This window comes from Gottfriedia luciferensis (assembly GCF_001712755.1).
Taxonomy (GTDB): Bacteria; Bacillota; Bacilli; order Bacillales; family Bacillaceae_G; genus Gottfriedia; species Gottfriedia luciferensis_B.
In genome coordinates this window covers 14,197-26,167 of sequence record NZ_MDKC01000007.1, presented here as the reverse complement: position 1 = coordinate 26,167, position 11,971 = coordinate 14,197, and the positions used below count along the sequence as shown (strand labels likewise).

At 31.3% G+C, this 11,971-nt stretch carries 11 protein-coding genes; 6 read left to right on the top strand and 5 right to left on the bottom strand.

Features of this window, described 5'->3' with window-relative positions; all coding sequences use genetic code 11:
• Positions 1-150: 150 nt before the first annotated feature.
• The 3 genes from BED47_RS07695 to BED47_RS07685 form a co-directional block, all read right to left on the bottom strand.
• Entirely contained in the window at positions 151-762 is a 612-nt protein-coding gene (locus BED47_RS07695; RefSeq protein ID WP_069033157.1) for a TasA family protein, read from the bottom strand.
• An 85-nt stretch (positions 763-847) separates the two neighbouring features.
• Positions 848-1,390: a signal peptidase I SipW gene (gene sipW, locus BED47_RS07690; RefSeq protein ID WP_069033156.1), complete on the bottom strand. Its 543-nt coding sequence runs from the start codon at positions 1,388-1,390 to the stop codon at positions 848-850.
• Between the two features lie 48 nt (positions 1,391-1,438).
• Positions 1,439-2,026, bottom strand: a complete 588-nt coding sequence (locus BED47_RS07685; RefSeq protein ID WP_069033155.1) for a DUF4047 domain-containing protein — start codon at positions 2,024-2,026, stop codon at positions 1,439-1,441.
• Positions 2,027-2,272: 246 nt separating this feature from the next.
• Between BED47_RS07685 and BED47_RS07680 the strand changes: the two genes are divergently transcribed.
• From BED47_RS07680 to BED47_RS07665, 4 genes are all read left to right on the top strand, one after another.
• Entirely contained in the window at positions 2,273-3,973 is a 1,701-nt protein-coding gene (locus BED47_RS07680) for a M4 family metallopeptidase (RefSeq protein ID WP_069033154.1), read from the top strand.
• Positions 3,974-4,116: 143 nt separating this feature from the next.
• Positions 4,117-5,577, top strand: coding sequence for a spore germination protein (locus tag BED47_RS07675; protein WP_069033153.1), 1,461 nt, complete (start codon positions 4,117-4,119; stop codon positions 5,575-5,577).
• Entirely contained in the window at positions 5,574-6,680 is a 1,107-nt protein-coding gene (locus BED47_RS07670; protein ID WP_069033152.1) for a GerAB/ArcD/ProY family transporter, read from the top strand. The genes BED47_RS07675 and BED47_RS07670 overlap by 4 nt, the downstream gene beginning before the upstream one ends.
• Positions 6,677-7,771 (top strand): Ger(x)C family spore germination protein, encoded by a 1,095-nt coding sequence (locus tag BED47_RS07665; RefSeq protein ID WP_069033151.1) that lies wholly within the window; start codon positions 6,677-6,679, stop codon positions 7,769-7,771. Before BED47_RS07670 ends, BED47_RS07665 begins: the two co-directional genes overlap by 4 nt.
• A gap of 173 nt (positions 7,772-7,944) precedes the next feature.
• Here the strand turns inward: BED47_RS07665 and BED47_RS07660 are convergent, their stop codons facing one another.
• On the bottom strand, positions 7,945-9,342 hold the full coding sequence (locus BED47_RS07660; protein ID WP_069033150.1) for a PLP-dependent aminotransferase family protein: 1,398 nt from the start codon (positions 9,340-9,342) through the stop codon (positions 7,945-7,947).
• 119 nt (positions 9,343-9,461) lie between these two features.
• On the opposite strand from BED47_RS07660, the gene BED47_RS07655 reads away from it, so the two are divergent.
• The gene (locus BED47_RS07655; protein ID WP_069033149.1) at positions 9,462-10,388 is read left to right on the top strand and encodes a DMT family transporter; all 927 of its coding nucleotides are present in this window, start codon (positions 9,462-9,464) and stop codon (positions 10,386-10,388) included.
• 141 nt (positions 10,389-10,529) lie between these two features.
• On the opposite strand, the gene BED47_RS23665 is transcribed toward BED47_RS07655, so the two are convergent.
• A complete protein-coding gene (locus BED47_RS23665; protein WP_158095150.1) occupies positions 10,530-10,703 on the bottom strand; it encodes a hypothetical protein in 174 nt (57 codons plus the stop codon).
• A 641-nt stretch (positions 10,704-11,344) separates the two neighbouring features.
• Here BED47_RS23665 and BED47_RS07645 point away from each other — a divergent pair.
• Positions 11,345-11,665 (top strand): hypothetical protein, encoded by a 321-nt coding sequence (locus tag BED47_RS07645; protein WP_069033147.1) that lies wholly within the window; start codon positions 11,345-11,347, stop codon positions 11,663-11,665.
• The last annotated feature ends 306 nt before the right edge of the window (positions 11,666-11,971 follow it).

Sequence of the window (11,971 nt, the reverse complement as noted above, 5' to 3'; positions counted from 1 at the left end):
AATTGGATATCAATAGAAAATATTTAACTAATCTATTAGACTTTTTCAGATAAAATAAAAAAACACATCTAATAATTCACTACACTTTTTCAGCAATTATTTAGAGGTGTTTTAATATCTATTTAATTGTCACTTATAATCAGATATAGATTAATTATTATTTTCATCTGTATCATCATAATACGTTGAATTACCTTGTTGTGCATTAAAAGTCCAACTTACTTTTAGGCTATCCCCCTGAAAATGATTTTGATCTTGTCCATTATCTACAAATTCAAATAATACAAAGATTTTTTCTTTGTCCCCCGCAATAATACCATCTGGTTTAGGACCTGATAGTGTATCAATTTGAGTAACATCAGGTTGTTGAGTTTGTAAATCATATAAGGTTGTTTCAACAATTGGATTAGTTGCACTACTTGTATTGTACATTATTGTGACTTTAATGTGTTTTGCTAGATCATCACCATGATTATTTGAATTAACATCTTCCACTGTATATTTTGTTTCTAGTAGTACCTTACTAATGTCTAATGTACCATTGTTCTCGAGTGTAAATTCGCGATAAACCTCATCACCTGGTTTAATGTTACTAATATTAACAACCGTACTAGGATTCATCCCCAAATCTAATGTACCTGCAGCAAATGTATTCTGTGTTTCTACCGAATCACTAAAATAAGCAAATGTTCCTCCTCCAACTAATGATAAACCTAACGCAGCACTCATTACTCCTTGACTTACCTTCTTCGTAAAACTCATTCTTAATTCCCCCTTGGATAAAAATAAAATATATTAAACTCCTATGTATGTCCTATTTAATACATAGGAGATCTAACCAATACGATTAACCTTGTAAAATTTCTAACTCTTTTTTTGCACCAATAATGGAGTATAAAGCCGAAATAATAAGTAATATACCTGGAATTATTAATAACAGCGCTGATCCGATTTTTGAATTGGCATAGTTCATAACATAGCCTAAGTATGGAATCGTAATACCAGTGTATTTTCCAATGACATCTCGTTGTGAAATTATCCATAAATCCGGGCCGTTATTATTATCACCCTTCGTTTTATATGTAATTTCCCCATTCTTGTTTTTAACTTCAAGAATTCTATGGGTTACTAATCTATCTTTTGTATGAAACGTAATAATATCACCCTTTTGATAGGCATAATTGTTAGGCTCTAGTTTTATTTGTATGATCGAACCTGTTTGAAAAATAGGTTCCATTGAACCCGATAATACTGTTTTTAATTGATATCCCTTAATTGTAGGCTCTTGTCCGGTTATTTTAGATGAAAGAACGATAAACGCCATAATACATAAAATAACTAAACCAATTAGTTTAATTAAATTAATCGAAATAATTACTAATTTTTTCATATTTTTTTCCCCTTCACTAAAATTTCATTATTCATAGATGCTAAATATCTAGTCATTATTATCATCAGAGTTTGTCTTAGAATGATTTTCTACATAATTTAGCTTAGCTTTTTCTTCTATGTTGTTTATCTGATTAGAAATTGAAGATCGAACAGCTTCAATTTGTTGAAAATCAATCATAGAATGCACTTCTTTCAGAATACTAGATACCTTTTGATCCCCTTCCCCCACAAAAGCAAAAGTCTGTTTGTCTACTCCTTTTTGATTTTTTATTTTTAATTTAGTAGTAGATAGTTCCTTTTTTATACTTTCTAAATCACCTAATTGAACATTTATCTCCCGTTCAATTTCTTTAATTTTGCCAAGTCTTTCACGTAACTCCAGTAATGTAACATTTGAAGGCGAAAGGAAAATTGTTTTATATTCTTTATTTATCGTATCTGCAATATTCTGTGCCTCATCTTCTAATTTCTTTACATTTGAGGGAAAAACAATTGCTGTTGATAGATTGACTGGAGCTGATGAAGCTTGGCTAGAAAATGATGCATCAGTTTCACCTACAAATTGAATTCCCGTATAAAAAGAAATACAAATTAGACTCGAAAATAAAATGCTTTTTTGACTTGTACTCCTCATGCACTTTCCCCTTTGTGAATTTCAGTAATTGATTTTCATTATACATAATTATCAGAAAATTAAAATTAGGATAATTTCGACGAAAAACCGCCAAGAATTTTGTTAGAATTTGTCGATTTCGGAAGAAACATTAATAAACCACATAAAAATTATCCAGAAATGAAATTGTGAAAAATGCATTGATTTCGCCTCGATTTTTCACAATAATTGTAATTGTTACAAAATTCTATCAAAGAGGTGGGTTAATTGAAAAAGAAAGATTTGAAGTTTAGGAATAAAAAGATTGCTATTCCTGCGGTGTTATCATTGTCAGTTGTGTTAGGAGGAGTATTACCAACTGTAACAACATTTGGGGGTAGCGCCGCTAGCGCAGCAACTGTTTCTGAAGTAGTGAATAAGGATGAAATTGTAAAAAACTACCTTAATTCAAAAGTAGAAAATCAGCTCACAAAGTTAGCTAATATTGGAGAGCAATTTAAAATTGTAAGTGAACAAACTGATCCTTCAACTGGCACTTATCATGTACGTACGGTCGAGCAATACAAAGGAATTCCCATTTATGGTTCTGGTCAAACAGTTGCTTTAGATGCAGATAATAATGTGTACGCCTCGATCGGTAAAGTAACTCAGAATCTATCTCGAACTCTTATTCCTACTGAGGCATCTATTTCTGAAGAGGATGCAATTTCAACCGCTAAAGAAGACATTCAATCACAAATTGGTGAAGTTAAAAATTATGATGGAATTGACTCTCAATTAATGATTTACCCTTATAAAGGGAAATATTATTTAACTTATTTAGTAAAAGCATCTACTTCAGTACCTGCACCAGGTTACTTCCACTACTTTATAGATGCGATTAGTGGAGAAGTAATTGATCAGTACGATGCACTAGATGAAATTGATGCAACAACTCTTACTCCAGTAACTGGCAGAGGGTTAGACCTACATGGAAACATGCAATCTTTTACTGCCGTTAAAGATCCTTCAACCGGAACAAGCTATTTATATGGTGCTTCAGTTTACAATTCTAAAATTGTACCAATTACTACTTTCGACGCTCGTCGTATGGATGAAGTCGTTTTCCAACTTGGTGGCATTTTTGGATTTACAGGTTATGAAATATCGACGAATAGTCCAACTAATACATTCACTAATCCTGCTGCAGTATCTGCTGTATACAATTCAGATAAAGTGAACAAATACTATCAATATATTCATAAACGTAATAGTTTAGATAATAACGGAATGACATTAATTAACACAGTCCATGTTGGAGTAAAATGGAATAACGCTGCATGGAATGGGAGACAAATGGTATATGGTGATGGAGATGGTATAAAATTTAGTTCACTGGCTGGTGGTTTAGATGTAGCTGGCCATGAAATGACTCACGGCGTAATTGAACACTCAGCCGACTTAATTTATAAGAACGAATCTGGAGCTATTAATGAATCCCTAGCAGATGTCATGGGTAACTTTGCTCAAATGTATACTACAGGAGTTACTGAATGGGAACTTGGAGAAGATATCACAACACCGAACATTCCTGGTGACGGTGGGCTTCGTTCAATGAGCGATCCAGCTTCAAAAGCTACAAGATATATGGCTTCAGGTCACTATCCTGATACATACCAGGATCGCTATTTAGGTACTGAGGATAATGGAGGAGTACACATAAACAGTGGTATCAATAATAAAGCAGCTTACTTATTAACTCAAGGTGGCACAAATAATGGTATTACAATTAAAGGGATGGGTAGAACGAAAGCAGAAAAAATTTACTACCGTGCAATAACTCTTTACCTAACTCCTTCTTCTGGATTTAAAGAAATGAGGGAAGCTGCAATTCAGTCTGCTCGCGACTTATATCCAGATAAAAATGGCTTGCCTTCAGCAGAAACCCAAGCGGTTATGGATGCATATACTTCTGTAGGTGTAAACTAATAGTCGGAAAAACCATGAACTGTTGTTCATGGTTTTCTTTTTGTTATTATCGTTCATTTATTAATTGTACATAGTTACATAAATTGATCAGTGAATATGTTTATCAATTTTACAAATAATATCCAACAGGAGGTGGAATATTATTGAAAACCCAACCAACAATTACAATTTCTAAGGACATTACTAGTAATTTAGAAAAATTAAAAGATGAGTTTTCAAATGTTTTTGATTTCAAAACTAGAAAAATCACATTCAATAATAAACCACTATGTATTGCTTTTATTGATACAATCTCGAACAAAGATATTATTAACGAAAAAATTATTAAAGTACTTTTAAATATTAAGCAAGGCAATATCATGACCGATCTACCTGTTTCAACTATTTCGACAACTAATTGTTTGAACGAAATACAAGAGGCTCTTACGAATGGAAATACAGTATTGTTAGTGGATAGTTCAAATGAAGCTTTTATCATAGATACTGTTTTATTCGAAGTAAGATCGACAAGTGAGCCCACAAATGAAAAAGTTGTTTCAGGTTCTCATGACGGTTTTGTTGAGAGCCTTAACAAAAATATAAATTTTCTAAGAAGTAGAATTAGAAGCTCAGATTTTAAAATAGAAGTTTTACCAATTGGTAGTCCTAGTACAAATGTTGGAATTTTATATTTAGATAATATCGTAAATAAAGATATTCTAGAAATTGTTAAATTCCGTATTAACTCGATTCAACTTGAAAATAACTTAACAACTGGTAAGTTAGAAGAATTTATTGAGGATAGTTCACTTTCACCATTTCCACAAATTCTAGAAACGGAGCGTCCTGACCGAGTTATTTCTAATTTATTTGACGGGAAAATTTGCGTAATAGTTGAAGGAAGTCCAACGGTTTCAATTATGCCAGCTTCTTTTTTTACTTTTTTCCAAACTCCTGATGACTATAATGGAAGAGTTTTAATAGGGACTTTTTTAAGGATTATTAGGCTATTTAGTTTTTTTCTATGTATAACGTTACCTGCAGTATACATATCTATTGTTTCATTTAGCTATGAAATTCTCCCATATGAATTAGTTACTACTATTCAAAACAGTATCGAATTTGTACCATTTTCTCCGTTTGTCGAAGCCATCATTATGCAATTAATATTGGAATTATTAAGAGAAGCATCTATTCGACTTCCAAGTCCAATTGCTCAAACAATCGGAATTGTCGGAGGACTTGTGATTGGAACAGCTATCGTAGAGGCAAATTTAGTATCGAATACAATGATAGTCGTCCTCGCCATTACAGCAGTTGCGTCATTTATTGTTCCTGTTCATGAAATGAGTTTTTCACTTCGGTTATTAAGTTTTCCAATGATTATTTTGGCATCAATTTATGGATTTGTAGGTATTATATTCGGTTTAACTCTTATTTTTATACATATAATTAAACTCGAGTCCTTTGGCACTCCATATTTTTCACCTCTTGCACCGATTCGATTAAAAGATTTAAAGGATGCTTTAATAAGGGTACCTAATTGGAAAATGAAAACTCGACCGACAAATGCACAGCCTATTGATACTATTCAATCAAAAGATACGAAAGGGTGGAAAAAATGATAATTAAGCAAAATGAGACTATTTCATCCTTTCAATTATTTTTTTATTTGGTAATCTCCCAATTAAACGTTGCAATTCTAACGTTACCAATGCATTTATATCGAGTAAGTGCTTATGATGGATGGATTTCGTTATTACTTTCTTGCCTATATTCGATCTGTACTGTATTTCTATATTCATTTTTACTTAAGCGGTTTCCGAATTTAACAATTTTTGAAATTTGTTCGTATTTTTTTGGAAAATGGCTTGGTGGAATATTGAAAATTAGTTATATTTTATATTTTATTTTTATAGCTTATTTAATTAACCAATTTTATCTATTTATATTTAGTAAATGGGTTTTTCCAAACTCACCATCTTGGAGTATTTTACTTCTTTTATTTATAATTGGAATCTATCTAGGGAAAGAAAATATTCGAACTACGACTCGATTTTTCCAGTTATCTTTTTGGACAATTTTAATCATTTTTATTTTTAGTGTTGAAGCATTTCAACAAGTAGAATGGAAATTTTTACTCCCGGTTACTCAAGCTAATTTTTCTCAAATAGTAAAAGGAAGCTATAAGTCTTATGTTTTCTTACATGGTTTTGAGGGCCTTTTAGTTCTCTACCCATTTGTAAATAGCGCTCATAGGAAAACAATAAAAAGTACTGTTTTTTCTACATTATTTATTACAATGATCAATCTATTTACTGTCGTTTTATGCTTCATATTCTTTAGTAAAAAGGAAATGCGTTTAATTCCAGAACCGACAATTTATTTATTTAAAACCTTAACATTTTTTAAAGAACTAGAGCGACTAGATTTACTATTTCTTTCAGTTTGGTTTGTCATAATTGCCTCTTCCTATGTATCTTATTTAAGTTTGGCTAATATCGGAATCTCGAATTTAATTAGAAAAAATAGAATCTATTCTACTCTTACAATTTGCTTTCTTATCTTTTTAGTAGGTAATTTCGTACCAACTTCAAAAGGATTTATAGATATATTATTAAAAATTTTATCTATTTCTAGCTTTATTTTTATCGTTTTGATTCCATTGTTGATTTTATGTATTTCCCTTCTCTTTAAGCTTAAAAGTAAGGAAGTTAACGTGTCATGAAAAAAAATCATTACATTACTTTTTTATTAATCTTCTTTTTAACGGGTTGCTGGGATCAGCACTCCTTGAAAGACTCTGCACTTGTACTAAGTATTGCATTTGACCAACTTACTAACGACAGTATTAAGGCAACTGCAAGCGTAAGAACAAATATTTCAAAGGGTGACCAAACCGAAGCCACTAATTATATTATTAATGATCAAGGTGCTTCTGTAAGAGATGTACGAAACAATATTGATTACCAAATTCCTGGTAGTTTTTCTGCCAACAAATTACTAGTGATGCTTTTAGGGGAAAATATTGCAAAAAATAATTTGTATCCTTATTTTGATAACTTTTTCCGATTTATTAGAAGTCCTCTAACTTCACGAGTAGCAATCGTAAAAGGACAAGCTTCTAGTATTATTGAAATGAAAACTTACAAAGATATTTTTATTAGTGAGTCCCTTTCAGAAATGCTAGAAGCTGGTGAAAATATATCTGTTATTCCAAAAGAGACACAAGAGACCATTTATAAAAAAATGGATGATCCAGGCACTGATATAGTCCTCCCTTTTTTAGAAAAAACTGATGATGAAACAATAAAAATTAAAGGTGTAGCACTTTTAGAAAACAATCAATTTACTGGAAAAATATTAAATAATAAACAATCAAAATTATTGTTACTAATGGAAGACAAAAAAAATCATACAATGAGTTTGTCTGAACAATTGGGTAGTAACAATGAAGTTATCTCTTTTAAAGTAAAAAGTATAAAAAGAAACCTACAAATCAAAAATGAAAAGCAACCTAAAGTAAAGATCGACTTAAAAATAAAGATTGATTTAACCGAATTTACTGGCGAAGATTTAGCTAGTAATATTAAAAAAAAGGAAATAGAAAACAAAATTGCTGAAAATATCGAAAAGGAGTTAAAAGAAGTAGTTAGCATTCTTCAAGACGCTAATTGTGATGCATTAGGGATTGGCAGATATTTAATGGCCTACCATACAAATACATGGAATAAATTAAATTGGGAAAAAGATTATTCAAAAGTTCCCTTTGAGATCAGTACAAAGGTAATTATGTATACAAGTGGGATTATTTTATGATCGGTTAAAACAAGTAAAGTTTAGCAATCATTTTATTTATATGGCATAATCAGGAAAGCCCATTAACGGGCTTTTTTTGTTTTGCTTGTTCTATTGGTACTTCATTTTATTCTCATGTTCAGCGATTATTTCACTGACTCTCATGCTCTTGAGAACTATTTTTTTCGATCATGTTATATTTTGAACCATGAATTATATAGCAATCGAATAGCCTTTTCAATCTCTGCCTCTGATAAAATAGCAAATCCAAGTAAAACTGTATTTTTTGGATGATTCCCTTCGCTATAATACATTGAAACTGGATATACTTTAATACTATTTTCAGCCGCCCTTGTAATTAACTCTTCTTCTAACATTCCATTATGAACCTTTAATAAAATATGTAAGCCAGAATCTTCTCCTATCACTTCCACTTTATTAGAAAAGTACCTTTCTATCGCCGAAACAAGAACATCTCTCTTTTTTCTGTATACAACTCGCATTTTATGAATATGTTTTTCCCAATGTCCTTCGTTTAAAAATCTTCTAATGATTTCTTGATCAATTCTCGAAACACTTTGTGTATAAAATAAATATTGTGATTGATACAATTTAATTAGCTGTTTTGGCAACACCATATAACTCATTCGTAATGATGGGAGTAAAGCTTTTGAAAATGTTCCCATGTAAATTACGTTTCCCTCTATGTCAAGCCCCTGTAATGCTGGAATCGGCTTTCCAGAATAACGAAATTCACTGTCATAATCATCTTCAATAATATAACGTCCATACTCCTCTTGTGCCCATTGTAATAGTTGTCCTCTTCTTTTAATTGGCATAATCATTCCACAAGGAAATTGGTGAGACGGTGTAACGAAAATAACTTCCGCATTGCTAGCTTCTAAAGCTGCAATAGAGATCCCATCCTCATCAAGTGGAATCATTTGAACATTTTCTTCTCCCTTCTCAAAAACAACCAATTTTCGATGATACCCTGGATTTTCAACTGCAAAATGCTTTCCCTTTAGTAATTGAAACAATATTCTTATTAAAAATTGGGTTCCAGCTCCTATTACAATTTGACTCGATGAACATCTAACACCTCTTGATTCATATAAATATTTCGCAATCTCTTCACGCAAGTTCGATTCACCTTGAGGATGACCAAGAAATAGAAGATCCTTATTTTCTTGCTGCCATACCTCATTTGAGATTTTCCGATAGACAGCGAATGGAAATGACTTAGGATCTACACCCGTTTGTATAAAATCGTATTTATAAATCTGTTCTCCGTATGATACTTCTTTAACAAATTCTCTATTTTTATCAGTAAGCATTATTTGCTCAATTTCACATACAAAATAGCCCTTACGTGAAACGGATTCAATATATCCTTCTGCCAGAAGTTGTTCATATGCCGATTCAACTGTATTTTTACTTACTTCTAAATACATTGCTAACTTTCTTTTTGCTGGTAGCTTCGTCATAGGAGGTATTTTTCCACGTCTTATTTCTTCTTTTATATACCCATATAACTGTACATACAACGGCATTTTTGACTCAATATTTAAATTTGGTGTTAACTCTAACATGTAATCTGACCCCTTCATAAAATGTATTATTGATACTTTGTATAGTACCAGAGGTTATATATAATACTTTTTATCATGTAAATTGAATAAAAGCAATTTTTGAAAGGAGCATCATGATCATGCAAAACAGCAGACGTCTTGGACTATTTATGATTCTTACAGGAGCTACTCTATGGGGATTATCAGGTCCATTAATTCAGTGGTTTTTTCAACGTACGACAATATCATCTATCGACTATTTAGTCATTCGCCTCTTACTTGCTGGGGTCTTTATTTTATGTTTCTTACTTACAAAAAAACAAAATATATTTCGTATTTGGCAACAACCAGTTCATCTATTACATCTTATCATTTTCTCTATTCTCGGGATGCTTGGCGCACAATATGCTTTTATCGAAACTGTGCATATTAGTAACGCTGTGACTGCTACTCTTTTCCAATTTTTAGGGCCAGTGCTGATTACTATTTATGTTGCAATACAGAATAAAAAACTGCCTTCTACCTTGCAGGTATTAGCAATTTTCTCCGCACTGATCGGCACATACTTTATTATTACAAATGGATCAGCCCATAATATTGTCATGTCAAAGGAAACTATTTTATTCGGACTGTTAACAGCTATTGGTTTTACCTTCTATACACTACACCCTACTTCCCTTATTCAACAATGGGGGACGACTCTTATTATTGGCTGGGGTATGCTAATTGGAGGTATTGCATTATTTATTTACAATCATTCTTTTGAATGGAAGCAATTTTCACAAACCTTTACATTGTCAACATTCTCTTTGCTAATTTTAATTATTATAATAGGTACTCTTTCTTTTCTTCTCTACATCGGTAGCCTAAAATATTTATCAGCAACAGAGACTAGTATTTTATCTAGTATCGAACCGCTTGTAGCAACTATTGTTTCTATTACTTGGCTAAAGGAATCTTTCGGAGTATACCAATTACTAGGTGGTATATGTATCGTCATAGCAGTTATTTTTTTAACTATGCCAGAAAAAGTAACAAAATCAACATTCACAACTGAACAAATATAATGCCAAATGTAACTTCATTGAATGGAAAACATCTGTTTTTTGTAAATTGTAAAAAAGATGAAGGCCAAGAAAAATAAGCAAAAAAAAGCATACTTCCCGAATTTTCGTTGGTATGCTTACTTCATTATAAAATTATATTTATTAGTGCTTTAACATATATCCCCAAAGTAATAATGGTGTAATAAGAAAAGTGTAAAGTACTATTTGTAAAATAATTATTGGTTTTATTTCTTTAAAATCACTTACCCAAAACTTAGAAACTATTGCATATAATGCTAATTCTATTACAGGTCCAAATACAATTAACCATTTCATTTTAAAAATTTTGCTCCTTTTAGAAATTCTAAGATGCATATATTACAATCTCACTCTAAAATTATATCACAAAAAATAAATTATTTTACAAAAACAAAAAATCTGAAAATTTTAAAACACCCCACAATATTAAAGATGCTCTACCAGTTAATATTACATGATCAGCAGAGGTTTTTATTATTTTGAAGAAACCTTTTATTTACAACAAAAAAACAGAAAAACCCTTAAGGGGCTTTTCTGTTTTTCACTTCCTATCTATTCGTACTCCATTTTATTCAATTCTCCAGCTATCGTAACGCTTCCCTTATGATTGGTATCCACTTTCCTAACATCTTTATTACAATTTTCTGTTTTGTTTACAGGACCTGTTACCTTTGAAGTGCTAGATGCAGAAACACTTTTGTTTGGTTCATTGCTCGCCGGTTTTTCTGTGTCACCATAAGATGAACTCTTCTTGGTTTGAACAATCTTAGAAGCCGTGCTGGTAGGGGTCTGCACTTTTTTTGACGAAGTCTGTTCAGTGATTTTTCCACAATCCACAGATTGGGGAAAACACAAAAATTTTAGCCTTATAAATTTTGTAATAGTTTAACTATTAGTTATTTATACATGATATTATGAAAATGAAAGGTGGTGATATTGTGGTATGGTTTATTGTAATTGTAATAGTAATAATTGGTATAATACTTAAAATGAATAGCACTTCTAGCAATAACGAAGACAAACATTCTCCTGAAGAAATCGTAGAAATTGCAGAATTCGAACTTAAATTCAGGTCAGAATTTGCAAAAAATAAAATGTTACTAAAGATTGGTAAGATAACAGATAGACAATCAATGGAATGGTCAAAAAATTTATTGGAAGAACACAATGAAATTCAAAGAAAATACGATATAACAGAAGCAGAAATGTCTGCATACTATGAACTTGTATATTCTAAATCAAGCGTTTATCATAATTAAAATTATTTTAATCCTTAGTAAAACTAGGGATTTTTTCATAGTCCCTAATTTCCGGATAAACAAATACATATAGTAAAATCGCAGTAAATAAAACCAAAAATATTCTTTTGTTCACACTTCTGCACATCTTCCTCATGTTTCTACTCTAGACAAACCATATTTAAACGATAACGCATTTTGATCTTTTGTTGGAAGACTTTAGCGAGGTTGAGAAGAAATTCTTATTCAACTAACGCATTGCGTTAGTTGAATAACAAAATCCCATATGTTAGTAACATGGTCTGAAAAATAATATATATTATTATC